The 25,377-nt window shown below is 70.9% G+C and carries 23 protein-coding genes; 14 read left to right on the top strand and 9 right to left on the bottom strand.

Features of this window, described 5'->3' with window-relative positions; translation table 11 throughout:
* Positions 1–27: 27 nt before the first annotated feature.
* The 3 genes from AB0A63_RS37865 to folP are packed head-to-tail and all read right to left on the bottom strand — an operon-like array spanning position 28 to position 2,138.
* Entirely contained in the window at positions 28–312 is a 285-nt protein-coding gene (locus AB0A63_RS37865) for a hypothetical protein (protein ID WP_360400652.1), read from the bottom strand.
* Positions 313–361: 49 nt separating this feature from the next.
* A complete protein-coding gene (locus AB0A63_RS37860; RefSeq protein ID WP_360400649.1) occupies positions 362–1,300 on the bottom strand; it encodes a hypothetical protein in 939 nt (312 codons plus the stop codon).
* Position 1,301: 1 nt separating this feature from the next.
* Positions 1,302–2,138 (bottom strand): dihydropteroate synthase, encoded by an 837-nt coding sequence (gene folP / locus AB0A63_RS37855; RefSeq protein ID WP_360400646.1) that lies wholly within the window; start codon positions 2,136–2,138, stop codon positions 1,302–1,304.
* A 62-nt stretch (positions 2,139–2,200) separates the two neighbouring features.
* On the opposite strand from folP, the gene AB0A63_RS37850 reads away from it, so the two are divergent.
* From AB0A63_RS37850 to AB0A63_RS37840, 3 genes are all read left to right on the top strand, one after another.
* Positions 2,201–3,241, top strand: coding sequence for a DUF2786 domain-containing protein (locus tag AB0A63_RS37850; RefSeq protein ID WP_360400643.1), 1,041 nt, complete (start codon positions 2,201–2,203; stop codon positions 3,239–3,241).
* 94 nt (positions 3,242–3,335) lie between these two features.
* Entirely contained in the window at positions 3,336–3,818 is a 483-nt protein-coding gene (locus AB0A63_RS37845; RefSeq protein ID WP_360400640.1) for a hypothetical protein, read from the top strand.
* A 63-nt stretch (positions 3,819–3,881) separates the two neighbouring features.
* On the top strand, positions 3,882–4,157 hold the full coding sequence (locus AB0A63_RS37840; protein ID WP_360400637.1) for a GlsB/YeaQ/YmgE family stress response membrane protein: 276 nt from the start codon (positions 3,882–3,884) through the stop codon (positions 4,155–4,157).
* Between the two features lie 1,168 nt (positions 4,158–5,325).
* Here AB0A63_RS37840 and AB0A63_RS37835 read toward each other — a convergent pair.
* Positions 5,326–6,792, bottom strand: coding sequence for an aromatic amino acid ammonia-lyase (locus tag AB0A63_RS37835; protein ID WP_360400634.1), 1,467 nt, complete (start codon positions 6,790–6,792; stop codon positions 5,326–5,328).
* A 30-nt stretch (positions 6,793–6,822) separates the two neighbouring features.
* On the opposite strand from AB0A63_RS37835, the gene AB0A63_RS37830 reads away from it, so the two are divergent.
* From AB0A63_RS37830 to AB0A63_RS37820, 3 genes are read left to right on the top strand one after another with little or no spacing between them, the layout of a single operon-like run.
* Positions 6,823–9,798: a DEAD/DEAH box helicase gene (locus tag AB0A63_RS37830; protein ID WP_360400631.1), complete on the top strand. Its 2,976-nt coding sequence runs from the start codon at positions 6,823–6,825 to the stop codon at positions 9,796–9,798.
* Positions 9,791–10,636, top strand: a complete 846-nt coding sequence (locus tag AB0A63_RS37825; RefSeq protein ID WP_360400628.1) for an SWIM zinc finger family protein — start codon at positions 9,791–9,793, stop codon at positions 10,634–10,636. The genes AB0A63_RS37830 and AB0A63_RS37825 overlap by 8 nt, the downstream gene beginning before the upstream one ends.
* Positions 10,637–10,659: 23 nt before the next feature.
* A complete protein-coding gene (locus AB0A63_RS37820; RefSeq protein WP_360400625.1) occupies positions 10,660–11,019 on the top strand; it encodes a hypothetical protein in 360 nt (119 codons plus the stop codon).
* 118 nt (positions 11,020–11,137) lie between these two features.
* On the opposite strand, the gene AB0A63_RS37815 is transcribed toward AB0A63_RS37820, so the two are convergent.
* Positions 11,138–11,422 (bottom strand): ubiquitin-like small modifier protein 1, encoded by a 285-nt coding sequence (locus tag AB0A63_RS37815; RefSeq protein WP_360400622.1) that lies wholly within the window; start codon positions 11,420–11,422, stop codon positions 11,138–11,140.
* A gap of 502 nt (positions 11,423–11,924) precedes the next feature.
* Positions 11,925–12,998, bottom strand: coding sequence for an exo-alpha-sialidase (locus AB0A63_RS37810; protein WP_360400619.1), 1,074 nt, complete (start codon positions 12,996–12,998; stop codon positions 11,925–11,927).
* Between the two features lie 137 nt (positions 12,999–13,135).
* Between AB0A63_RS37810 and AB0A63_RS37805 the strand changes: the two genes are divergently transcribed.
* Entirely contained in the window at positions 13,136–14,818 is a 1,683-nt protein-coding gene (locus AB0A63_RS37805) for an acyl-CoA dehydrogenase (RefSeq protein WP_360400616.1), read from the top strand.
* Here AB0A63_RS37805 and AB0A63_RS37800 read toward each other — a convergent pair.
* Complete coding sequence (locus AB0A63_RS37800) at positions 14,815–15,444, bottom strand: TetR/AcrR family transcriptional regulator C-terminal domain-containing protein (RefSeq protein ID WP_360400613.1); 630 nt, start codon at positions 15,442–15,444, stop codon at positions 14,815–14,817. The two genes, AB0A63_RS37805 and AB0A63_RS37800, sit on opposite strands and share 4 nt — an antisense overlap.
* A gap of 67 nt (positions 15,445–15,511) precedes the next feature.
* Between AB0A63_RS37800 and AB0A63_RS37795 the strand changes: the two genes are divergently transcribed.
* Positions 15,512–15,952: an ester cyclase gene (locus AB0A63_RS37795; protein WP_360400610.1), complete on the top strand. Its 441-nt coding sequence runs from the start codon at positions 15,512–15,514 to the stop codon at positions 15,950–15,952.
* A gap of 88 nt (positions 15,953–16,040) precedes the next feature.
* On the opposite strand, the gene AB0A63_RS37790 is transcribed toward AB0A63_RS37795, so the two are convergent.
* Positions 16,041–16,247: a cold-shock protein gene (locus tag AB0A63_RS37790; RefSeq protein WP_030468404.1), complete on the bottom strand. Its 207-nt coding sequence runs from the start codon at positions 16,245–16,247 to the stop codon at positions 16,041–16,043.
* Between the two features lie 232 nt (positions 16,248–16,479).
* Between AB0A63_RS37790 and AB0A63_RS37785 the strand changes: the two genes are divergently transcribed.
* The gene (locus tag AB0A63_RS37785) at positions 16,480–16,719 is read left to right on the top strand and encodes a hypothetical protein (protein WP_360400607.1); all 240 of its coding nucleotides are present in this window, start codon (positions 16,480–16,482) and stop codon (positions 16,717–16,719) included.
* Positions 16,720–16,795: 76 nt separating this feature from the next.
* Positions 16,796–17,488 (top strand): hypothetical protein, encoded by a 693-nt coding sequence (locus AB0A63_RS37780; RefSeq protein ID WP_360400604.1) that lies wholly within the window; start codon positions 16,796–16,798, stop codon positions 17,486–17,488.
* Between the two features lie 30 nt (positions 17,489–17,518).
* Here AB0A63_RS37780 and AB0A63_RS37775 read toward each other — a convergent pair whose 3' ends face one another.
* The gene (locus AB0A63_RS37775) at positions 17,519–18,607 is read right to left on the bottom strand and encodes a substrate-binding domain-containing protein (protein WP_360400601.1); all 1,089 of its coding nucleotides are present in this window, start codon (positions 18,605–18,607) and stop codon (positions 17,519–17,521) included.
* Between the two features lie 223 nt (positions 18,608–18,830).
* Here AB0A63_RS37775 and AB0A63_RS37770 point away from each other — a divergent pair, with 223 nt between their 5' ends.
* The 4 genes from AB0A63_RS37770 (at position 18,831) to AB0A63_RS37755 (ending at position 25,273) form a co-directional block, all read left to right on the top strand.
* Positions 18,831–20,561, top strand: a complete 1,731-nt coding sequence (locus AB0A63_RS37770) for a S8 family serine peptidase (protein ID WP_360400598.1) — start codon at positions 18,831–18,833, stop codon at positions 20,559–20,561.
* 181 nt (positions 20,562–20,742) lie between these two features.
* On the top strand, positions 20,743–21,531 hold the full coding sequence (locus AB0A63_RS37765; RefSeq protein WP_360400595.1) for a chitosanase: 789 nt from the start codon (positions 20,743–20,745) through the stop codon (positions 21,529–21,531).
* 227 nt (positions 21,532–21,758) lie between these two features.
* Positions 21,759–23,669: a hypothetical protein gene (locus tag AB0A63_RS37760; RefSeq protein ID WP_360400592.1), complete on the top strand. Its 1,911-nt coding sequence runs from the start codon at positions 21,759–21,761 to the stop codon at positions 23,667–23,669.
* Positions 23,666–25,273 carry an ABC transporter substrate-binding protein gene (locus AB0A63_RS37755; RefSeq protein WP_360400589.1) on the top strand — a complete coding sequence of 536 codons (1,608 nt, stop codon included), beginning with the start codon at positions 23,666–23,668 and terminating at the stop codon, positions 25,271–25,273. The genes AB0A63_RS37760 and AB0A63_RS37755 overlap by 4 nt, the downstream gene beginning before the upstream one ends.
* Positions 25,274–25,377 lie beyond the last annotated feature (104 nt).

Raw genomic sequence — 25,377 nt, 5'->3', positions numbered from 1 at the left:
CGCTGAGCCCGAGTGGCGGGTGGTGCTTCATCCGAGGCTTGGCGACATCTCGCGTGCGACCGAAGCCCTGACGGCTGCTCGGGCGGCCGACAGGTCGTCGACCGCGTAAATCTCCGGACAGGAGGCGATGACGAGGTCCTTGTCCGACGCAACGGTCAGCAGAGAAACTTTCTCCGACAACGAGCTGGCTTGCCGGACAACTCCCTTGGCGTCGACGCGGATCAGCGTGACCCACGTCTCTGACCAGGGAAAGTCCGCGACGGCGCTGGATTTCCGCAGGCCTTCCACATCGAACTCGGCAAATCTGGGCATGGCACCAAGATTAACCACTGAAGGTTGCGGAAAGCCAAAGATCACCCTTTCACCGCAATGCAGCCAGCAGATGGGACAGGTTGACACCAACGGCGTCGGCCAACCGGCGCACGACTTCTGGAGCGGGTGCCAGCGGGTGGGTGTCGCGGGTGAAGGGCAGGCCCTCGCCGCCGGAGAACTTCGACTGCGGGGTGACCGGCGCGAGGATCGGGTAGACCCGCCAGCGCGGGACCTTGGAGTCCGCCATGGCGAGCGTGTTCTCGTGCCACAGCATCACGGCCGACTGGCGGATGTTCCGCGCGAGCACGCACCCGTAGCCCGTGAGGGTGATGGCGCGGGCGGCGGCGCGGACCGGGTTGCGGAAGTCGCCGTCCACGACCCAGACGCCGTTCATCAGCTCCGCGGACAGCCCTTCGGCCTCCAGCGCCGCGATGGTCTCCGCGTGCTGGTCGTCGGCGGCGGCCGTGGCCAGTTCCACGACCTCCTGCACCTCGGTGGCGGTCACGACGCGTGCGCCGGCCTCCGTCGAGTGGTGCAGCAGCCGTTCGACGTGGCGGTCCTCCGCGTAGGCGGCCCACTCCTGCGCCTTCTCCCACGCCGTGCGCGCGATGACGTCCGCCTCGGAACCACCGCGCAGACGGGCGTCCTGCAGCAGCTGTGCGAGCACCACGGCGATGACGGAGCTCAACAGGCCGTCGTCGCGCGTCTCGTCGTCCTCGGGCACGAGAGAAACGACCAGGTCACGCAGCTCCGCGCGCCAGCTCTCGTCGCCCGCCCACACGCCGACGGCGAGCAGGTTCAGGTAGTGGTCCGCGATGGCCATCCGCACGAGCAACGGCTGACCGGCCGCCTCCCGTGCGTCACGGCGCGCGGTGGCCTTGACCTGCTGCCGTTCCGCGGGGTCCACCGCCGTGACGCGGATCTTGTCGAGCTCGTCGAGGAAGTCGTCCCACCGGTCGTCCGAGAACCGGGCGAAGACGTCGTCCACCTCATACCTCCTGCTGCAGCCGGGCGACGGCCTCGAGTACTCGTCTGGTGCGCGCCACTTCGTGCGCGCGGAACACCGCGGCGCCCGCCACCGCCGCGATCGCAGTCGCGACGAGGGTGCCCTCGACGCGCTCGTGCAGTTCAACGCCGAGGGTCTCCCCGACGAAATCCTTGTTGGACAACGCCATCAGCACCGGCCACCCGGTGGCGACCAGCTCGTCCGTGTGCCGCACCAGCGCGAGGCTGTGCCAGGTGTTCTTGCCGAAGTCGTGCGTGGGGTCGATGAGCACGCTCTTGCGCGGCACGCCCAGGGCGACCACCTTCTCCGCGTGCGCCGTCGTCTCCGCGACGACGTCCGCCACGAGGTCCGGGTAGCTCACCCTATGCGGACGCGTCCGCGGCTTCACGCCCCCGGTGTGCGAACAGACGTACCCGGCGCCGTACTCGGCCGCGACCTCGGCCAGCCTCGGGTCCGCGCCCGCCCACGTGTCGTTGAGCAGGTCCGCACCGGCCTCGCAGGCCAGCCGGCCGACGTCGGCGCGCCACGTGTCGCTGCTGATGATGAGGTCCGGGTACGCGTCGCGCACACGGGCGATGAACGGCACGACGCGGCGCACTTCTTCTTCGGGGTCGACGAGGTCGCCCGGACCGGCCTTCACCCCGCCGATGTCGACGATGTCCGCGCCCTCGCCGACCACGCGGTGGACGGCCTCCATGGCGACGTCCTCGGCGTAGGTGGCGCCCCTGTCGTAGAACGAGTCCGGGGTGCGGTTGATGATCGCCATCACCAGCGCGTGGTCGCGGACGACGGTCCGGCCGCGGAACTGGAGCTCGATCACATCCCGTGTCTACCAGGCGGGCCCCGGCCTGTGCACATGGCGGACGTCTCATACTGCCCTGCGTGGAACTGGTGAAAGCGGTCGACGCGCTGTGGGAGCGGGGATGGTTGCCCTACGACGTTCGCGAGATCGTGTCGCGTTCGCTCGACGAGTCGGCCACCTCGCTCGTGGTGGACGTGATCGCTTCGTCCTGTTCGCCCCATGCCGCGAGCACGGTGCACCCGCGCTGGCAACGGCAGCTGGACGAGATCGGCGCCGCGGTCTGGTGGGAGGGACCGCTGCTGGAGGCGTGGGCGGCACGGCACATCGAGACGGCGTCCTACGCGTCCCGCACGGCCGCGGAGCTGCTCGCGTTCCTGAACCGGCTGCCGACCCTGCCGCGGATCCTGCCGCTGCCCGGTGACGCGCTGAGCGATCTCGTGCGCGCGGGTGTGGACCCGAAGGTGCTCAACCGGGTGCGCGGGCTGCTGGCGAAGGCCGAGTCGACGTCGTTCCCGGAGGAGGCGGAGGCGCTGTCGGCCAAGGCGCAGGACCTGATGAACCGGCACGCGCTCGAACGGGCGGTGCTGGACGCGGACCTGCCGCAGCTCGCGACGTCGCGGCGGATGTGGCTCGACAAGGCGTACTTCAAGGAGAAGTCGCAGCTCGTGCACGTGGTGGCGGAGGCATCGCGGGCACGTGCGGTGGCCTACGACGGGTTCGGGTTCGTCGCGCTCGTGGGCGACGAGGTGGACCTGGAGATCGTGGAGCTGCTGTCCACGTCGTTGCTGGTGCAGGCAACGCGCGCGATGGTGGCCGCCGGCGGGAAGGAGACCAAGGGCAGCGAGGCGCGGTCGAGGCCGTTCCGCAAGTCGTTCCTGATCGCCTACGCGTCCCGGATCGCGGAGCGGCTGCACACCGCCGACGAGCCGGTGCCGGACGAGCGGCTGCTGCCGGTGCTGGCGAACCGCAGGAAGGCCGTGGACACGTTGTTCGACGAGATGTTCACGCGGACGCGGACCTCGCGCGTGACGGTGCGGTCGGCCGCCGGGTGGGGCGCGGGGCGGGCGGCGGCGGACGCCGCGGACCTGGGAACGGGCCGGAAGGCCGTGCCACGGGGCTGACCCCGTACCCGTTCGAGTGAACTCCCCCTTCCCGGGGCCGTCCCGGGGCAACCGGGGCTGAAAACCGTCAGACCCCCTCCCTAACGTCAACCCCATGCCAAGCACCTACCAGAACGAGACGAAGCTCGGTGAGGTCCTGTACCGGCTGAGCGCCACGACGGACGCGGACGAGTCCGTGGTCCTGGACCTGCTGGGGTCCGCCCCCTCGGGGGAGGTGGTGGCCGACGGCCGCCTCAGGCTGCCCTCCGAGGGCGGGGCAGCCGTCGGCAAGCTGCTCTCCCGCGTCCTGGGCGCCCACACGCGCCTGCGCGGCCGCCCCGCCCGCCATGCGAACGCCAACCAGCCCTGGACCGACTCCCTCGACTCCGACCTCCGCGCAGCCTGGCTCGCCCCGTCCACCGACGACGCCACCGTCCTCATCCGCGCACTGGGCGAGGAGATGCAGCGCTCCTCGACCGCCATCCGGGCCCGCCTGGCCCGCGTGGGCTGCGACCCGGACGTGCCCGGCCGCGAGCTCTCCTCCACCGCCGCCGCACTGCTAGGGGGAATGTCAGGGCAGCCTCAGGGGAAGACCTGATTCGGCGGACCCCGCGGCGGCGGACCCTGGAGCAGTACGCACCAGAGTCTTCAGGGGGTAACCGTGGAAATCACCGGCCTGATCAGCGCCCTGCTCATCGGCGCCTTCATCGGCGGCCTCGGCCGCCTGGTGGTCCCCGGCAGGCAACACGTCTCGCTGCTCACGACGATCCTCGTCGGCATCGCGGCGGCTCTGCTGGGCACCGCGGCGGCCACCGTCCTCGGCGTCGCCGACACCGCGGGCATCGACTGGATCGAGCTGGCCCTCCAGGTCGGCCTGGCCGGCGCCGGCGTCACCACCCTCGCCAACCGCCGCACGAGGTCCCCCCTCGTCCACTGACCCACCCCTCGTGGCCGGCTTCCCGCCGCCACCGGCCGGGTGGACCGTCAGCGCCCCACCCGGCCTTGCCCACCGCACAACCTCCCCACAAACCGCACCTCTCCCGACCGCCGACCGCCCTCGCGCCAACCGCCGTCGCACAGCCCGCCGGCACCTCGGCCCGCCACCGGTCCCCGGTCGCACCTGACCCCGCCCTCGGCGCCCGCCGCGCACACCCCGTGCCTTGATCCCGCACGCCTCGCGCGCCGCCCGCCGCCCCCGCGGCCCACCTCCCCGGCCCTTCGACGCGCCCGCTTCCCCCGGCCACGCCCCGCACCGCGTGCCCCGCAAGCGCCCGCGCCGACCACCGCCACCCCGGCACGCGCATCCTCGGCCGCCCGCCGCACCCCGACCACGCCCAACGCGTGCTCCGCAAGCGCCCACGTCAACCACCGCCACCCCGGCACCCCGCGGTCTCCGACGCGCCCGCTGGCTCCCAACCACGCCTCACGCGTTGCCACGCAAGCGCCCGCACCATCCGCCGCCAACCCGGCACTCCGCGGTTTCCGGCCGCCCGCCCCACCTCAACCACGCCTCACGCGTTGCTCCGCAAGCGCCCGCGTCAACCACCGCCATCCCCCGGCACCCCGCGGTCTCCGACGCGCCCGCTGCCCAGCCACGCCTCACGCGTTGCCCACGCAAGCGCCCGCGCCGTCCGCCGCCATCCCGGCACCTGCGGTCCCGGCACGCCCGCCGCACCCGGCCACGCCCCACACCCGTGTCCCACAGCGCCCGCGCCGACCGCCGCATCCCTGGCCACGCATCACGTCCCGTGCCGCCCCAGGCCCGCACCTCAACGCCAGGCCCACCTCACCCAGCGACGAGAGGAGCACCTCCCACCACACCACCAGCTGGCTCGCCCAGCCTCACCAACGCTCGCACCCGCCACAGAACCGGTCCCGCCGCCAAGCCCGTTCCCTCCCCCGGCTCTCAGGGCCCCGACGCGCCCGCTGCACCCCGGCCGACTCCCGTCGCCGGCACAGCGCCCGCGCCGCTTCGCGCCACAGGCCGCCTCACCCCACCCATCACCGGCAACAGGCCAACCCATCCACCACTGACACCCCCAGCGGCCGCCCACCCCAACCCACAGCAACCCCACCGCCCAACCGCGGGGAGAGGAAGGTGCGAATCAGCAGGAAGCGAACTCGGCGAGCAGACCGGAGGCCACCTCCACGTCCGGGCTGAGCTGGCGGTCGGACATGTCCGGGTTGAGCTTCGACTCGGCGAGCTCGAAGGCCGCGCGCAGCTCCGGGGTGTCGGGCGCGATGCCGCGCAGCCGCAGGGCGCGCACGGCGGCGACGATCTCGCAGGCAAGCACGAGGCGGAACGCGCCGAGCGAGCGCAGGGCCTGGCTCGCGGACTGGAAGGCGAAGCTCGAGTTCTCCTCCTGGCCGCGCGAGACGACGGCGTTGCCGATGCTGGCCGGCTCGGCCAGGGTGCGGACCTCGGCGAGCGCGGAGTTGGCGCTGTACTCCAGGATCATCACGCCCGAGCTGCCGCGCACGCCTTCGGCCAGGAACGGGTGCAGGCCGGTGAAGTTCGGCTCGACGAGGGTGGCGAGCCGGGCGGTCGAGAGGTGACCGGTGTGCAGCAGGGCCAACCGCAGGCGGTCGAGGGCCTGGCCGAGGTACGCGCTGTGGAAGGCGCCGTGGTGGTAGGCGGCGTCGTCCTCGGGGCCGAAGTGGTCGGAGACGATGAGCGGGTTCTCGGCGGCGGCGTTGAACTCGACGTCGAGGACGCGGCCGAGGTCGGTGGCGGCGTCGACGGCGGGGCCGTGGATCTGCGGGAAGCAGCGGTAGCCGAACGGGTCCTGGATGCGTGCGGGCGGACGGGACGGCTCGGCGAGCAGCCTGCGCATCTCGGCGGCGACGGCGACCTGGCCGGGGTGCGGGCGGCCGAGGTGGACGCGTTCGGCGTAGGCCTCGACGGCGCCGTCGACGGCGAGGAACGACAGGGCGGCCACGACGTGGGTGGCCCTGAGCAGTTCCGCGGCGTCGTGCCAGGCGAGGCCCGCCATGCCGATGGTCAGGGCGTTGCTGCTGATCAACGCGAGGGCGTCGCCGGAGTCGAGGTCGATCGGGTCCGGGGTTTGCGTGGACCCGAGCCAGTAGCGCTCGCCGATCAGGGTGAGGCCGGTCTCGGCGAGTGCGGTGAGGTCGCCGGTGCCGATCGCGCCGTACTCGTGCACGCCGGGGTAGCAGCTGCTGTTCAACGCCGCGAGCAGGGCGTCGGCCACGGCACGGCGGACGCCCGCGCCGCCGGCGAGGAGCTGGTTCAGGCGCACGACCATCATGGCGCGCACCTGTTCCTCCGGCAGCATGCCGCCGAGGCCGCCGGCGTGGCTGCGCAGCAGGCGCAGACCGTGCTCGGCCCAGCCTTCGTTGGTGACGAGCTGGTCGCGGTTCGCGCCCACACCGGTGGTGCGGCCGTACACCTGCCTGCGCACGACGAGGCGCTGGCTGGCGCGCCACGACGCTTCGAGGCGGTCGAGCCCGTCGGCGTGCAGGACCACCGGCGTGTGGTACCTGGCCACGCGCAGGACGTCGTCGCCGCCGAGGGACTGACCGTCCAGCACGACAGGGGTGTCATCGACCATGGCGACAATGTGAACACATAGGGTTCACAGGTGCTCGTACTGCATGGCCTGTGCACGACCGACGGCGCGCTTGCGCTGTGGGCCGAGGATTCCGGGCTGCCCGCACGCAGTGAGAGCAGCCGCCGGGACGCGCCGCACCCGTTCGCGGCCACGGCGGAGTCGCTCGCGGCGGCGCTCGGGATCGACGAGGAACGGGCGACGCGGCGCGCGTTGCTGCTGCCCTCCTACGCGTCGGGTCCGATGGCGTCGCCGGAGCTGGTGCGCGACCCGCTCACGGCGGGGCGGGCGCAGCGCGGCAAGGTCGGGCTGAAGCAGTGGGGTGTGCCCACGATCCGGTTCGGCGACCGGCCGGAACCGGGTCCGGACGTGCGGTTGAGCGACTCGGCGCGGTTCGTGTTCGACGTGGCGGGCTTCGCGGCGGATCTCGTCACGCGCGGGCGCGTGCTGCCCTCGGTCGCACCGGACCGGCCGCGGGCGCGGTGGGTGCCGGTGCTGTCGGGCACGGACTCGGCGCGGTTCGCCGCGTTGCAGGCCGCAATGCCGCCCGCGTGCCGTTGTGAGGAGATCGCCGCCGACCCGGCGGAGCTGGTGCGCGCGGCGCTCACGACGGTGGTGGACGAGCAGGTGCGCGCCCGCCTCGACAAGACCTCGCTCGCGCCGCGCCGCCGCGGGCAGCAGACGACGGCGGAGGCGTGGCTCGCCGCGCTGACCGGGGACCCGGAGTTCGACGCGGACCCGGTGGAGCTCTACGAGCTGCGCGAACAGCTCGACCGGTGGCGGCAGAGCGCGGGCAGCGAGAGCCCGGTGCGCACGTGCTTCCGGTTGCGCTCGCCCGAGCAGCGCGGCGAGGACGAGTGGGCGGTCGAGTTCCTGCTGCAGGCCGTCGACGAGCCGAGCGTGCTGGTGCCCGCGCACCAGGTGTGGTTCGCCGACGACGCCGTGCTGCGGCGCTGGATCCCGGCGCCGCAGGAGCACCTGCTGGCGGACCTCGGCCGCGCGAGCCGGCTGCACCCCGACCTGGACGAGGCGCTGCGCGGTGCGCACCCGGCGGAGCTGGAGGTCGGAACCGAAGGCGCGTACCGGTTCCTGACCGCGGCGCCGGTGCTGGCGCAGGCCGGGTTCGGCGTGCTGCTGCCGTCGTGGTGGCAGCAGCGGGTGCGGCTCGGGTTGAAGCTCACCACGAAGAGCCGCGGCACGGCGGGGACCGTGGCGAAGGAGAGCGAGATCGGCCTGAAGTCCATCGTGGACTACAGGTGGGAGCTCGCTCTGGGCGAGGACTCGCTCACCGACGCGGAGCTCGCCGAGCTCGCCAGGGCGAAGGTGCCGCTGGTGCAGGTGCGCGGCCAGTGGGTGCAGGTCGACCAGAAGCGCCTGGCGGCGGGGCTCGCGTTCCTCCAGCGCGGCGGTGGCCAGATGACCGCCGCCGAGGTGATGCTCCACAGTGGACTGACCGAGGAGGACGAGAGCCTGCCGCTGCCGCTCACGTCGGTCGAGGCGGACGGCTGGCTCGGCGACCTGTTGTCCGGCAGGGCCGACGAGCAGATCGAGCCGGTCGAGCCGCCGGCGGGCTTCGGCGCCCGGCTGCGCCCGTACCAGCAGCGCGGTCTGGCGTGGCTGGCGTTCCTCGACAAGATCGGCCTGGGCGCCTGTCTCGCCGACGACATGGGCTTGGGCAAGACCGTGCAGCTGCTGGCGCTGGAGGCCCTGAACCGCGCGAACGGCAAGCGCCCGCCGACCCTGCTGATCTGCCCGATGTCGGTCGTCGGCAACTGGCAGCGCGAGGCGGCGAGGTTCACGCCGGAGCTCTCCGTCCACGTGCACCACGGCGCCGGCCGCCTCGACGGCGACGCCCTGCGCGAGGCCGTCGAGAGCCACGACCTGGTCCTCACGACGTACGCGCTGGCGGGCCGCGACAGTGCCGCACTGGGCGACCTGACCTGGGACCGGGTCGTGCTCGACGAGGCGCAGAACATCAAGAACAGCGCCACCCGCCAGTCGCAGGCCGTGCGCCGGCTCAAGGCCCGCCACCGCGTCGCCCTGACCGGCACCCCGGTGGAGAACCGCCTCGCCGAGCTGTGGTCGATCATGGACTTCGCGAACCCCGGCGTGCTCGGCACGATCAACACCTTCCGCGCGCGCTTCGCGGTCCCGGTGGAACGCCACAACGACAAGGACGCCGCCGCCCGCCTGCGCAAGATCACGAACCCGTTCGTGCTGCGCCGCGTGAAGACCGACCCGCGCATCATCAGCGACCTGCCGGACAAGGTCGAGGTGCGCCAGCTGTGCAACCTCACCACCGAGCAGGCCTCGCTCTACCAGGCCGTCGTGAACGACATGCTGGAGAAGATCGAGGAAGCAGAGGGCATCGGCCGCAAGGGCCTGGTGCTGGCGACGATGTCGAAGCTCAAGCAGGTCTGCAACCACCCGGCCCACTTCCTGGGCGACGGCTCCCGCATCTCCGGCCGCTCCGGCAAGCTCGCGCGCCTTGAGGAAGTTCTGGAAGAGGTCCTCGCCGAGGGCGACAAGGCGCTGTGCTTCACGCAGTTCACCGAGTTCGGCAGCATGCTCGTGCCCCACCTCGCGGCCCGCTTCGACACCGAGGTGATGTTCCTGCACGGTGGAACCAGCAAGGCGGCCCGCGACCGCATGGTCGAACGCTTCCAGGACCGCACCGGTCCGTCGCTGTTCCTGTTGTCCCTCAAGGCAGGTGGCACCGGCCTCAACCTGACCGCCGCCAACCACGTCATCCACCTGGACCGCTGGTGGAACCCCGCGGTCGAGGACCAGGCGACGGACCGCGCGTTCCGCATCGGCCAGAACCGCAACGTCCAGGTGCGCAAGTTCGTCTGCATCGGCACGCTCGAAGAACGCATCGACACCATGATCGAGGAGAAACGCGCACTGGCCCAGCTGGTCGTGGGCGCGGGCGAGAACTGGCTCACCGAGCTGTCCACCTCCCAGCTGCGCGACCTGCTCACGCTCTCCGGGGAGGCCGTCGGTGAGTGACCACTGGTCCGGTGAACACCCCCGCTACGGCAGGACCATCAAGGCCGACAACGGCATCAGGGCGAAGAGCCAGCGCGGCGACATCGCCACTACCTGGTGGTCGCGCCGCTTCCTGGAGGTCCTGGAGTCGTTCGGCATGGGCGGCCGCCTGACCCGCGGCCGCACCTACGCGCGCCAGGGCCAGGTGCTGAGCCTGTCGCTGTCCACGAGCATGGTGATCGCCCTGGTCCAGGGCTCCCGCCCCACCCCGTACCGGGCCCGCATCGCGATCAAGTCGTTCACCACACCCGAGTGGCAGCGCATCGAACACGCCCTCGCCGGCCAAGCCCTCTACACCGCGAAGCTGCTGGCCGGCGAGATGCCCCGCGACATCGAGACCCTCTTCGCCGGCCTCGGCCTGCAGCTGTTCCCGGCGACGATGCGCGAGCTGACGATGGACTGCACCTGCCCCGACTGGGAGGTGCCCTGCAAACACCTGGCCGCCACCTGCTACCTGCTGGCCGAGTCCTTCGACAACGACCCGTTCGAAATCCTCGCCTGGCGCGGCCGCGGCCGTGAGGACCTCCTCGACCGCCTCCGCACCCTCCGCGGCGCCACCCGCACGACGGTGACCCGCGAGGAGGCCCCGCCGCTCACCCAGTGCCTCGACACGTTCTGGCACCGCCAGACCACGACCGCCATCCCCCTCGGCGACCCGACGGCCGCGGTGCGCCCGGACGCGGTCCTCGACCAGCTCGACGCGGTTCCGATCTCCGTTCGGCGCGACAACCTCGTGGACCTGCTGCGGCCGGCATACCTGCGGCTCGCCGAACCGCCTCCCGATGTGACCGGCACGTGAGCGATTTGCGGGATGCTGGCCAGATGAGGGAGAAGCTGACCTGGCTCGTCGTGCCGGTCCCGCTGTTGCTGGTGCTCATGGGGGCCGTTTTCGCCTGGGGCAACATCCTGTTCGTCATCAGCGAGCACGACGAGATGTGCGCGCGAGGCCTGGTCTACGAGAGGGCAGTGCTCAAGGAAGAACTGCAGGACCCGTGGACGCTCACGAGCACCTGCGTCTTCGAGGACGGCCGCACCCACGACGAACAGCCGACACCGTGGGTGCCACCGCTGCTCGTGGTGCTCGCTTCGGTGACCGTGCTCTGCGCCGTCGTCGGTGGCTGGGCCATGTGGACCCAGAGGTCCGCCGCCCGTGCGGGCGGTTCCGGGGACCAGTCGCACTGACCAGCGAGGTCAGGAATGCGGATGACGGGCACACCCGCCTCGGGGGCGGTACCCGTGAGCGCGCCGTCCGGAGGTCCGCGACCCGTCCCCGTGGCCGCGGACCCCTGGACACCTGCGGCTAGCCGCCGGCCACCGAGGGCAGGATCTGGATTTCGGCGCCTGCCGGGAGTGGGGTGGCCGGGCCGGAGAGGCGGCGGCACTCCTCGCCGTTGACGTAGAAGTTGACGTAGCGGCGGAGGGTGGAGCGTTCGTCGCGCAGGCGGCGGTCCAGGCCGGGGTAGGTGTCGGCGAGGACGTCCAGGGCGGCGCCGAGGGTGGCGGGTTCGGGGACGTCGACGTCGACGTGGGAGGCGCCGGCCGTGGCGGTGCGCAGGACGCCGGGGATCAGGACGGTGACCTTCATGCGGGCACCTCCGGGGTGAGCGCGGACGCCGCGTGGGCGGGCACCACGGCGGACTTGGGCGCCACGGACTCGGGCCTTGCTGCGGGCCTGAGGGCTGTGTGGGCAGGCGCCGCGGCGGGCCTGGACGACAAGCGCGCCGGGACCGCGGCGCGACCGGGTGTCGCGGGTGTCGCGGGTGTCGCGGGTGTCGCGACGAGCCTGGGCACCGCAGGCGCGGGTCTTGCAGCGGGCCTGGGAGTCGCGGCGGATGGGGGCACTGCGGGACGGGGTGCCGCGGGTGGGGACACCGCGGTTGGGAGCGCTGCGGGTAGAGGCGCCGCGGAACAGAGGGCCGCGAGTGGAGGCGCCGCAGGCACCAGCGCCGCAGGACGGAGCGCCGCAGGTGGAGACGCCACGAGGTGAGGTGCTGCGGGACAGAGGGCCGCGGGAAGAGGCGCTGCGGTTAGAAGCGCCGCGAGTGGAGGCGCCGCGGTTGGGAGCGCCGCGGGTGGGCCGGCGGGCGTCAAGGGAGCACCGCCGCGCGGATCGACATCACGTCGGGCAGGTGGGCGGCTACCTGGTGCCAGGTCTCGCCCTCGTCGGGGCTCGCGTAGACCTCGCCGGAGCGGGAGCCGAAGTAGACGCCGGGGGTGGGGGCGGTGTCGGTGCACATGGCGTCGCGCATCACGGCGGTCCAGAAGGCGTCGGGCAGGCCGGCGCCCAGGGCCTGCCAGGACGAGCCGGCGTCGCGGGTGCGGTAGACGCGGCACTTGCCCTCGGGTGGGAAGCGGCGGGCGTCGGCCTCGATCGGGAACGTGAAGACGGTGTCCGGGTCGTGGGGGTGCACGACCATGGCGAAGCCGAAGTCGGTGGGGAGGCCGTCGGCGATGGACTGCCAGGTGTCGCCGCCGTCGTCGCTGCGGTAGACGCCGTGGTGGTTCTGGGCGTAGAAGCGGGACGGGGACGAGGGGTGCTGGGCCACCTTGTGGACGCACTGGCCGAACTCGGGCCACGGATCGGGGAAGAAGTACGCCTTGATGCCCTTGTTGCGGGCTTCCCAGGACTTGCCGCCGTCGGCGGTGCGGTAGACGCCGCCGGTGGACATGGCCACGAGCACGCGGTCGGGGTCTTCCGGGTCGGGGACGATCGTGTGGACGGCCTGGCCGCCGAAGCCCGCCGACCACTCGGGGCGGTGCGGGTGGTTCCAGAGGCCCTCGACGAGCTCGAACGTGCGGCCGCCGTCGGTGGACTTGAACAGCGCGGAGGGCTGGGTGCCCGCGTAGACGACGCCGGGCTGGGTGGCGGGGGCGGGCTGGAGCTGCCAGACGCGTTCCAGGGAGGCGTCGGCCGGGAACGCGATCGGGGGTGACTCCGGTTCGTCCCAGGTGGCGCCGAGGTCGTCCGATGTGGACACGCCGGGGCCGAAGTGCGGGGACGACACCCCGGCGAGCAGGCGGGTGCCCCCGCGGGTGTCGAACGCGACCGCGTACACCTCCTGCATGGGGTGGTGCGGGCCGTCCACCTGCCACGTCACGCGGTCCTCGCTGCGGGCCAGCCACAGGCCCTTGCGGGTGCCGATCGCCAGCAACACCGTCATCTCGCGCCTCCTCGAAGATGTGATGTGGAGCACGTTACGCCGGGGGTCTGACAATTTCCGGTGGTGGAGGAAAGGCCACGTAGACCCGCAAGTTACTCACTGGTAGCGTCCGGCGGAGAGACGAAGGAGGCTCCCCCGTGCTGCTCGACCCGAACCACTACGACCCCGCGCACCTCGACGACGAGACCCGCCGCCTGCTCAAGGCCACGGTCGACTGGTTCGAGGCCCGCGGCAAGCGGCAGCTCATCGCCGACGCCCAGGACAAGGTCTGGTACGCGGAGTTCCTCGACTTCGTGAAGCGGGAGAAGCTCTTCGCCACCTTCTGCACGCCCGCGAGCGTCGACCCCGCCAAGCGCTGGGACGCCGCACGCAACGCCGCGTTCAGCGAGGTGCTCGGCTTCTACGGCCTGCAGTACTGGTACGCCTGGCAGGTCACGGTGCTCGGCCTCGGTCCGATCTGGATGAGCGGCAACGAGGAGGCCAAGCAGAAGGCGGCGGCGCTGCTCGACTCCGGCGCCGTCTTCGCGTTCGGCCTCTCCGAGAAGGAGCACGGCGCCGACGTCTACAGCACCGACATGATCGTCACGAAGACCGCCGACGGTTACCGCGCCAACGGCAGCAAGTACTACATCGGCAACGGCAACGTCGCCGGCATGGTCAGCGTCTTCGGCAAGATCGACGACGAGTACCTCTTCTTCGCCGTGGACAGCCAGCACGAGAACTTCAAGCTGGTGAAGAACGTCGTCGACAGCCAGATGTTCGTCAGCGAGTTCCGCCTGGAGGACTACCCGCTGACCGACGCGGACGTCCTGCACCGCGGCCCCGACGCCTTCTCCGCCGCGCTGAACACCGTCAACGTCGGCAAGTTCAACCTGTGCACGGCCAGCATCGGCATCTGCGAGCACTCCTTCTACGAGGCGATCACCCACGCCCACAACCGGATCCTCTACGGCAACCCGGTCACCGACTTCCCGCACGTGCGGCAGAACTTCGTCGACGCCTACGCCCGCCTCGCCGCGATGAAGCTCTTCGCCGATCGCAGCGTCGACTACTTCCGCAGCGCCGGCGAGGACGACCGCCGCTACCTGCTCTTCAACCCCATCACCAAGATGAAGGTCACGAGCGAGGGCGAGAACGTCATCGACCTGCTCTGGGACGTCATCGCCGCCAAGGGTTTCGAGAAGGACACGTACTTCACCCGCGCCACGGCCGACATCCGCGCACTGCCCAAGCTCGAGGGCACCGTGCACGTGAACCTGGCCCTGGTGCTGAAGTTCATGCCCAACTACCTGTTCAACCCCAAGGACTACGCCGAGGTCCCGACCCGCCACGACGCGAGCGACGACGACTTCTTCTGGCACCAGGGCCCCGCGCGCGGTCTCGGCAAGGTCCAGTTCCACGACTGGGAGCCGATCTACACCGAGCACGCGCACCTGCCGAACGTGGCGCTGTTCCACGAGCAGGCGAACGCGCTCAAGACCCTGCTCACCACCGCGGCACCGGACGCGGAGCAGCAGAAGGACCTCGACTTCCTGCTGAACCTGGGCCACCTCTTCACCCTGGTCGTCTACGGCCAGCTGGTGCTGGAGCAGGCCAAGACCACCGGCACCGGCGACGCCGTCGTCGACCAGATCTTCGACGTGCTGGTCCGCGACTTCGCCGGGTACGCGACCGCGTTGCACGGCAAGCCGAGCAGCACCGAGGCCCAGCAGCAGTGGGCGGTGCGGCAGATCCGCAAGCCGCACGTCGACCAGGCCCGCTTCGACGCCGTGTGGCAGCAGGTGGTCGCGCTCTCCGGCCGCTACGAGATGCGCCCCTAGCCCTGGTAGCGCTCCAACGCCGTGATCAGGAGTTCGAGCCCGAACTCGAACTCCTGGTCGTGGTCGTAGGTCCCCAGCTCGTCGATGACCTCCGCCGACAACGGGAACGCCGCCGCGTCCACGCCCTCGAACGGTGAGAGCGCGATCCCGCCGAGCTCCGGCGACGTCGCGACCTCCCTCATCAGGGTTCCGAGCAGGTACGACACCATCGCCCGCATCATCCCGACGGCGACCTTGCCGCGGAAGCCCGCCTTCTCGATGTTCACCAGCGCGGCCTCGATGGTCCGGAACCCCGCCTCCCCGCTCAGCCGCCGGGTCGCGAGCAGCACGAACGCCCGCGGATGCTGCCGCGCGAGCTCCCGCACCGCACGCGCGTGCGCACGGACGTGGTCGCGCCAGTCGTCGCTGTCGACGTGATAGGGCTTGGCCTGCGCCATGATCCGCTCGGCGGCGAGGTCGACCAGCACCGCCTTGTTCGGCACGTGGTTGTACAGCGACATCGTGCCCGCGCCCAGCTCCGCCGCGAGCCGCCGCATCGAGACGGCCTCCACGCCCTCGCGTTCGATCAGCCGCACCGCCACATCCACGATGCGGGCGCGGGTCAGCGGTTCACGGGGCGAGGACACTGGCGAAGACCATACGACGTGGAGTAGCTTCCGTCCGACGTACGGCGTACGTAGGAGGTCGGGCGGCATGACCGAGTCCAAGGCGCTCAGAGCGCTGCGCGAGGCGATCGTCCTGGAGCTCATCGAGTCGCAGAACGAGTACGACTTCGACGCGGGCCTGGCCCCCTTCAGCCACCCCCGGTTCGAGATCATGGCCACCGGTCAGGTCCTCGACGGCACCGAGGCGGTGCGGGACTACTGGACACGCACGCGCGCGGCGTTCCCCGACCAGAAGAGCAAGGTCGTCGAGGTCTACCACGCCGACGACGCCGTGATCGTCGAGTTCGAGCTGCAGGGCACGCACCTGGGCAGCCTGACCGGCGAACCGGTGACCGGCAAGTCGTTCAAGGTCCGGATGTCCGGGTTCTTCCTGTTCGACAAGGACGTGCTGGTCTGCCAACGCGTCTACGGCGACTCCGCGACGGTGCTGCACCAGCTCGGCCTGATCGAGGCCCCGCAAGAGTATTAGCGCCCGCACGGGCACAAGACGCAGCGAAGCCGCTGTCCGAAAACGGACAGCGGCTTCGCGACAGATCAGATGTGCTGACCAGTCAGACTCAGACGGCGCGAACGCCCTGGGCCTGCGGGCCCTTCTGGCCCTGACCGATCTCGAACTCGACCCGCTGGTTCTCCTCGAGAGCCTTGTAGCCGTTCATCTGGATCTCGGAGTAGTGGACGAACACGTCGGCGCCACCGTTGTCAGGGGAGATGAAGCCGAAGCCCTTCTCCGCGTTGAACCACTTGACGGTGCCCTGTACTGCCATCTTGCTACTTCTCCTCTAACAGGTGCCGGATCGCGCTCGCGACCACCGGGTCAAGCTTGGAACTGCGTCATCTCCGGAACCTGGAGAATCCACACGCTCTCAACCTCGTCGCATGATCACGCTCAAGCACGAACACACAACGTACGACCATGGACAGTGAACCACGACCTCCCGCTCCCAGTCGAGCCATCGTTCGCGCTGCTACCGTGAGATCCGGAACGAGGACGCGGAGGTGGCCGTGCCCCAGGTGGCGGCGTTGTCGATCACGGTGGCGGTGGCCCCGCGCGTGCGCGCCGGACTGCACGCCCTCCTGCTCGCCCGGTTGACCAGCCTGTCCGCCGAGCTCGCCCCGCGGCCCTCCGGCGGCGTGACGAACCTCGTCACCGGGACCGTCACCGGCAACGTGGTCCAGGTCACCGGAAACGTCGACGGTGGCATCAACATCGGCTCCGGGCCGCACCGGAGGCGGTAACCTGGAGGGTCGTTGGACCCGGGGGGCCGTGGCTTTGACCGGCAGTGAACGACTGCTCTTCTTCTTCGTCGGACTGGTGACCACGTTCGTGTTCATCCGCATCAGCGTGCGCATGATCAGGGCGAAGGTGCGCTGGTGGCCGCGCAACGTCGTGCACGGGGACACGCACGTGCACCACGTCGTGTTCGGCACGGTGCTGCTGCTCCTGTCCAGCGTGACCAGCCTGGTGATCCCGGACGACCTGCACGGCGCGCGGCTCGCGGCCGCGGCCGGGCTCGGCGTCGGGGCCGCGCTGGTGCTGGACGAGTTCGCGCTGATCCTGCACCTGCGGGACGTGTACTGGACGAAGGCGGGCCGGCTGTCGGTGGACGCGGTGTTCCTCGCCGTGGGGCTGACCGGGCTGTTCCTGCTGGGCGCGCGGCCGCTGGGCTACGACGAGGTGCTTCAGCTCAACCCGGAGACGACGCCGGCGAGCACGTTCACGTTGCGGCTCATCGCGATCGGCGTCAACCTGTGCTTCGCCATCGCGGCACTGCTCAAGGGCAAGATCTGGACCGGGCTGCTGGGCCTGCTGGTGCCGGTCGTGCCCGCGGTGGGCGCGGTCCGGCTCGCGCGGCCGGGGTCGCCGTGGGCGCGCTGGCGCTACCGGGAGGGCTCGCGGAAGCTGGCCCGCGCGTACCGGCGCGAGGCGCGGATCCGGCAGCCGATCATCCGGGCGAAGATCGCCGTGCAGGAGTTCATCTCCGGCCGCCACGACCTCCCCGACTAGTGCCGGGGAGGTCGTGGCGGGCGACCGGGGTCAGCCGCCGACGATGTCCTGCTGCACGCACACCGGTTGCAGCTCGCTCGCGCACAACTCCTGCGCCTTGATCACGCCCTGGGTCACCATGGTGCGCACCGTGTCGCGCTTGATCAGCGTGGCGCCCAGCAGCACGGCCTTCACGTCCCGCCGGGAGACGGGGTCGCGCAGGTTGCCCGTCGCGAGGTCGTCGGCACCGGCCAGGTCGCCGCGGGCGACCGCGATGGCCAGCCGGGCGGCCGCCTCCGCCTCGTCGCGCACCGGCTTGTAGACGGTCACGCACTGGTCGCCGCGCAGCACGGCCCGCAGACCGTCCAGTGTGGCGTCCTGCCCGGTGACCGGGACCTTGCCCGCGAGGCCCTTCTTCCTGAGCACCTCGATGACCGCGCCGCCGAGGCCGTCGTTCGCGGCGACCACGCCGTCGACCTTGCCGCCGTTCTCGGTGAGGATCCGCTCGAACACCTGTCCGCCGAGGACCGCGTCCCAGTTGTCCACCGGCGCCGACTTCACGAGCTTCAGCGCCCCGCTGGCGTACTTGGCCTCCAGCCGGTCCTTGTGGCCCTGCGCGAACAGCGTCGCGTTGTGGTCGGTGGGCGCGCCCTCGACCTCGATGATCTGCGCACCCGGCCGGTCACCGAGGCAGCCGAGCAGCCCCTCCGCCTGGAGCTGGCCGACGTTGCGGCTGTCGAAACCGACGTGGTACTCGGCCAGGCCGCCGAGCGTCACGCGGTCGTAGTCGATGACCGTGATGCCGGCGTCTTTCGCCTTCTTCTGCACGGCGAGGCCACCGGCCGACGACAACGGCGTGATGACCAGTACCTTCACCTTGCGCCGGATCATCTCGTCGGCGATCTGGGCGAACTTCGCCTCGTTGCCGTCCGCGTTCTCGATGAACGGCTCGATGTCGGCGTAGTTGAACGCCTGCGTCAACAATGGGCGATCTTGTTCTTCCCACCGCGTCGAGGACGTTCGGTCCGGAAGGATTACACCGACAACGGGTTTGGGGCCGCGCGTGGGCAGGGACAGACCGCCCTGGTCAGCATCGCCGCAACCGGAGAGAAGGAGGAGCGCGCATGCCGACGCCGCCATTACCCGTCTTCGCATAAACGCGGAGTTCATCGCTTGCGAGATGTTAAGTCAAGATTTCTTCTCGGCCATCACGCTCTGCGGCCGATCGACTACAGTTCGATTCCGTACGAAAGGCGCTGATGTTCGCCCTATTTCGCACCTAGTGTGCTGGACTTGGGCGGCAATCGGGGGCCGTACCTTCTGTGTTGGATCCAGCCCTGACCGGGTGTGAGGAGACAGCTAGGTGAGAACGCGCAGAACCGTGATGGCGGTGGCGGCAACGGTGTCGCTGATCGCCGCGGGCACATCGGCGGCGGGGGCAGCGCCGGCCGCGGCCGGGCAGCAGCAGGACACGGAGTACACGGTGCTCCTGCAGGACCCGGGCAACCGCGACTTCGCGATCGACGCCGTGCACGCGGCGGGTGGCGAGGTCGTGCGGGACAACCAGGCGATCGGCCTGCTGACCGTGAAGGCACCCGCGAACGGCTTCGTGGAGAAGGTCTCGGCGTCGAAGGACGTCGCCGGCGCCGCTCGCGCGAAGCCGATCGGCCACGCGCCGGCGCAGAAGAAGGCCGAGAAGGCCAAGCGCGACAACGTGGAGAAGGAGAACACCACCACCGCGGCGAACAAGGCTCCCGCCGCGCCGAAGTCGACCGCGGGCATGGACCCGCTCGACGGCGACCTGTGGGGCCTGAACCTCGTCCGCTCGAACATCGCCCGCGCCAAGCAGGCCGGTGACAAGCGGGTGTACGTCGGCATCCTCGACACCGGTGTGGACGGTTCGCACCCGGACATCGCGCCGAACTTCAACAACGAGCTGTCGCGCAACTTCACCGTCGACATCCCGAACGACGCCGACGGTGGCGAGTTCGACGGCCCGTGCGAGTTCCGCGGCTGCGTCGACCCGGCCAACTGGGACGACGGCGGCCACGGCACGCACGTCGCCGGCACCATCGGCGCCGCTGCCAACGGCTTCGGCATCTCCGGTGTCGCGCCGGGCGTGTCGCTGGTCAACATCCGCGGTGGGCAGGACGCGGGGTCGTTCTTCCTGCAGCCGGTCGTCGACGCGCTGACCTACGGCGCCGACATCGGCCTCGACGTGATCAACATGTCGTTCTACGTCGACCCGTGGTACATGAACTGCGCCAACGACTCCACCGCCACGGCGGAGGAGCAGCTGGAGCAGCGCACGATCATCGCGACCGTGCAGCGCGCCCTGAACTACGCGCACCGCAAGGGCGTCACGCTGATCGGCGCGGGCGGCAACAACCACGAGGACCTCGGCAAGCCGCGCACCGACACGGCGAGCCCGAACTACCCGCCGGGTCACGCCCGTCCCCGCCCGATCGACAACGCCACCTGCCTCAACCTGCCGACCGAGGGCAACCACGTCATCTCGGTCTCGTCGCTCGGCCCGTCGACCGCCAAGGCGGACTACTCCAACTACGGTGTGGAGCAGACCGCGCTCTCGGCTCCCGGCGGCTACTTCCGCGACGGCCTCGGCACGCCGTGGTACCGCACCAACGAGAACATGATCCTGTCGACCTACCCGCGCAACGTCGCCCTCGCCGAGGGCAACATCGACGAGGCCGGGAACATCACGCAGAAGGGCCTCGACGCCGGCGTCAAGAAGGCCGTCGACGGTGACAGGGTCGGCTACTACCAGTACCTGCAGGGCACCTCGATGGCCGCCCCGCACGCCGCTGGTGTCGCCGCGCTGGTCGTGAGCCAGTACGGCAAGAAGGACAAGAAGAACGGCGGCCTCACCCTCGACCCCGACAAGGTCGAGAAGGTGCTGTACAAGACGGCGATCCAGCGTGCGTGCCCGAACCCGCGCACGGTGTCGTACGTCAACGTCGGCCGTTCCGCCGAGTTCGACGCCACCTGCGAGGGTGACGCGAAGTTCAACGGCTTCTACGGTCACGGCATCGTGGACGCCTACGGCGCGGTGACCCGCGGCGGTCAGTTCATCTGATTTTCCGTTGCACCACAGGGGCTCCCGGCTTCGGCCGGGAGCCTTTGCCGTTTCCGGGGCCTGTTGCGGGGATTGTCCGTTTCGCGAATTAGTAAAGACTCTTGCCAATAGTGGTGTGGACCGCTTACCGTTGCCCTCACGCCGCCCGGGACCCCACACATCCCTGCCCCGGAGGAAAACCGTGAAACTCTCTGGTCGCATCGCGGCCGCGCTTCTGGCGTGCGCCGCGCTCATCACCACCACCGCAACAACGGCTTCCGCAGCCAACCTCGACGAGCCGCGCCTCAAGGACATCGCGATGCAGATCGTGTCCAGCGCGGAGAACTCCTCCACGGACTGGAGGGCCCAGTTCGGCTACATCGAGGACATCGACGACGGTCGCGGCTACACCGCCGGGATCATCGGCTTCTGCAGTGGCACGGGGGACATGCTCGACCTGGTCGAGCTCTACAAGTCCCGCAAGCCCGGCAACGTGCTGGAGAAGTACCTCCCCGCACTGCGCAGGGTGAACGGCACGGACTCGCACTCGGGCCTGGACCCGAACTTCACCAGGGACTGGAAGACCGCGGCGAAGGACTCGACCTTCAAGGCGGCCCAGGAGTCCGAACGCGACCGCGTGTACTTCAACCCGGCCGTGGCACAGGGCAAGGCCGACGGAGTGCGCGCGCTCGGCCAGTTCGCTTACTACGACGCGATCGTCGTCCACGGCGACGGTGGCGACAAGACCAGCTTCAGCAACATCCGCAAGCGCGCGCTGGGCAAGGCGAAGCCGCCGTCGCAGGGCGGCAACGAGACCACCTGGCTCAACGCGTTCATGGACGCTCGCGTGTGGGCGATGAAGCAGGAGGCCGCGCACGAGGACGTCTCCCGCATCGAGACCGCACAGCGCGTGTGGCTCAAGGCAGGCAACTTCGACCTGAAGACGCCGCTCAAGTGGAAGGTCTACGGCGACAGCTTCGAGATCAAGTGATCGCGTGACCGCGCACGGTGAAGGGCGTCCCGATCGGGACGCCCTTCACCGTGCGACCGGGGGTGGTCCCCTGCCGCGCTTCGACGCAGCGCGTTCCGCCGCGCGGCCGAACGGGTGATCCATTCGGCCAACACGGCGAAACCGCAGGCAGATTGCGTCGTTCGCCCCCGTAGGAACTCCACGGCTGCATAGAGTTCTTCGATCCCCGCACCTCGGAGGAGGCCACGGTGTTCGAAGGGCGCACCCGGCTGCGCGGACTCGTCCAAGGCCTGGTCGGGGCCGTGGGGGCAGGTGTGACACCGGTGCTCGTCGTCGAGGGCTGCGGAGGCTCCGGCAAGTCCGCGCTGCTGCACCAGACGGTGCTGGAGTGGCAGGACCGGACGCCCACGGTGCTCGTGCGGCCGCGTGAGCTGAGCGCCGACGACGAGGACACCGCGTGGGACAGCGCGGTGCGGCCGGTGCTCGCGGCCGTGCTGCTGGGGCTGAGCACCGAGGTCCCCGGCTTCCCCCTGTCGTTCGAACGCGTCCTGCTCGCGCAGATCGCCATGCGCGTCGACACCGACACCCTCGACCAGGAGGCCGCGCTCGAAGAGCTCAACCGGCAGACGAACAACTACCGCGACCGCAACCTGCGCGACCTGGTGCGCGACCTCGCCGCCACGGCCGGCTCGCTGATCCAGCTGCCGGTGGACCCGGCGCCGGTGGTGAACCGGATCGCCGACTACCTCGGCGGCATGCTGGAGACCTCGCGCCGGGCGTCCGGCTTCCGCTGGAGCAGGGCGGCGCTGGAGTGGTTCGGGCACCAGGACCAGCGGCTCTCCCTCAACGCCGACCACGCCCGGTTGCGGCTGAGCGCCCAGGCCCGCAGCAGGGACCCCGACGTGCGCCGCGACGTCGACGACCTGCTCGTCGCCGCGCTGCTGGCCGATCTGCGGCACAGCCTCGCGCCGGTCAGCACCCGGCGGCACAACGTGCTGATGCTGCTCGACGACGGCGACATCGCGGTGGCCACGACGTTCGTCCGCGCGCTGCTGCGGGTGCGCAGGGCGATCGCGGACACCGCCCGCGGCGGCCATCCCGCGCTGCCCGACCCGCTGCTCGTCGTGACCACGAGCGGCGGGCTGCTGGCCGAGGAACTGGCCGAGGACGAGCTGCCGGAGGCACCGGTGCTCGCCGAGTCCGATGTGGACGCCGACCTCGCCCGCTCAGCACGCGTGTGGCTGCGGGTCCGGTCGGAGGACCTGACGAGCAAGGACGTCGTGCAGCTCGCCAAGAGCCACCTGTGGCCCAACGACCTCGCCGCGAGCACCGTGGGCAAGGTCGTGCACCGGTTGAGCCGCGGTCACCCGAAGTCCGTCGACACGCTGCTGCGCAAGCTCCACGACGAACCGAGCCGCACCCGTGAGCCCGCCAGGCTGCTGCGCGGCGCGGAGACGGGCCTGCTCGAACCGTTCGTGCGCGAGTTCTCCGCCGGGGGCAGGGCGAACAAGCACCACGTGCAGGCCCTCGTCACGTTGTCGGCGGCGCTCACCAAGCTGGAGGCGCAGACGCTCGCCCCGCTGCTGCCCGACCCGGTCGGGCTGGGCTCGCCGCTGTACTCGTCGCCGACGCTGTGGACACCGGGTGAGTCCGGTGAGCAGCGGCTGCCACCGCTCGTCCGCTACCTCGGCCTGCGGCTGCTGGCCGCGCGGCCCGGCACCGACGAGGCGTCGTGGGACGCGGTGGTCGGCAAGCTGCGCGACCACGCCGGTGACGAGGGTCCCCGGCTGCGGCACACGCTGCTGCTGGGCGACCGCGCGGCGGTGGCGGCGGAGCTGCTGGAGTCGTTGGCGGACATGGCGACCAAGGCCTGGCTCGACCTCTTCGACCTGGTCACCGGTGAGGTGAACCCGCGCGAGACCGCGCCGGACTCGATCGGCGGTGCCGCGCGCGGCAGCGACCTGGCCCACGTCCACCGGCTGCTCGGCGTCGTGCCCGCGTTCGACCACGACCCGTGCGTCACGGACCCCGACGTGCTGCAGGACTACGCCGTGCACGTGGAACAAGCCCTGCGGCAGCTCTCCAACCGCGCGCAGGACCCGGCGCTGCTGCTCAGGCGCGCACAGCGCTACGAACGGTTCGGGAGGAACCACCGGTGACGTTCACCGAACGCTTCTACCTCGGGATCTGGCCCAGACCGCGAGCGCTGCGGCACCCCGCGAAGTGGACCGACTGGCTGCGCCCGGTCGCCGTGCTCGCGGTCGTCGCGCTCGTGGCCGGGGGCGTCACCGGCGGTCCGTGGCTGTGGAAGCGGTTGTCCTGCAAGGACGGCTGGCTGCCCAGCGCGGACGTGTGGTCGGCCGGCGGCGAGTGCGTCGGGCTGAGCCAGGGGCCCTACGCCTTCGAGCTCGACGCGTTCACGAACGTGCTGAAGGTGATCGAGAAGCAGAACGCCGCGGCGGCCGAGGTCTGCGACCCCAGCGGCACCCCGGTGACGGTCGGCGTGCTGCTCACGATGACCGACCAGTACGCCGGTGCGCGAGCCGTGCACGAGCTGGAGGGCATGGCGGCCGGGCAGGCCCGCGCGAACGGCACCGGCTGCCTGCACCCGGTGCGGCTGCTGGTCGGCAACATCGGCGCGTACGGGCCGGAGCAGGAGGCCGTGCAGGTCGCGCGCCGACTCGCCGACCACCCCGAGGTCGTCGCCGTGGCCGGGATCGGGCTGAGCCACCAGCACTCGGCGGAGATCGCCGACCTGCTGGCGGCGGAGAAGATCCCGATGGTCTCGGACCTGGTCACGGCGGAGGGGTTCGACCAGAGCGGTTCCACGGCGCAGGAGACGGACTACAGCGGCTGCGAGCCCGACACGACCTACCAGAACGGCGTGGGCCGCGACCACTACTACCGGGTGGCCTTCCGCGGCTCCGAGCAGATCCGCTCGCTCGGCGCGGCGCTGCCGGGCACCCGGCTCGACTTCATCATGGTGCCGACCGGCGGCACCGACCCCTACACCTGCACCGCGTTGCCGTTGATGCACAAGCAGTTCGGCGGCAACATCACCGAGGTCAAGTTCGACCCGGACGAGGCGAGCACGGTGTCGCAGACCGCCAGGCGGGTCTGCAACGTGACCAAGGACGTGACGGTCGGCTACATCGCCCGCGGCCGCGACCTGGCGATGTTCCTGCACAGCCTCGACCAGGAGTTCTCGCAGGGCCACTGCTCTGCGAGCTCGATCACGGTGGTGAGCACGTCGGACGGGCAGCGGGTGCGGGCGGCCGAGCTCGACCCGCGGCTGGAGGACCTGCGCGTGCAGGCGTTGTCCTCGCCCTCCTTCACCTCCGGCAAGCTGCGCCTGGTGGCCACCCTGGTCGGTGGGGCGGACAAGCAGGTCCCCGGCAACACCGGGTTCGCCGACTTCGAGCGCCAGTTCACCCGGATCGGGTTCGACGTGGCGCACACCGACGCGGGCTGGGCGGTCAACGGCTACGACGCCGTGTCCGTGGTCGAGGAGGCCGTCAACAAGCTGCCGGTGACCAAACCGGTGCAGCGCAGCCAGGTGAACACCCAGATCAGCTTCGTCTCCTCACCGGAGACCGCGGTGCTGGGAGCGGGCGGGCCGATCATGTTCGACAACGACGGCAACCGGGTCGGCGCCGAGCCGCCGGTCGTGCGGGTGTGCCCGTTGCCGCAGAAGCAGAACGGGGCGGTGGGCCGGGTCCGCAGCGTGACGCTGCACCCCGGCACCCCCGCCCCGTCCTGCTGAGCGGGCGTCTGCAAGTACCACCCCCGGCCGCGGGGGGGGGGGTTGAGGGGGCGCCCCCACGGGGCGGGGGGGGGGGGGCGCCCGCGGCCCCCGCGGCCGCGGGG

Source organism: Lentzea sp. NPDC042327, assembly GCF_040647275.1.
Taxonomy (GTDB): domain Bacteria; phylum Actinomycetota; class Actinomycetes; order Mycobacteriales; family Pseudonocardiaceae; genus Lentzea.
This window is presented reverse-complemented; position numbering and strand designations above follow the sequence as displayed.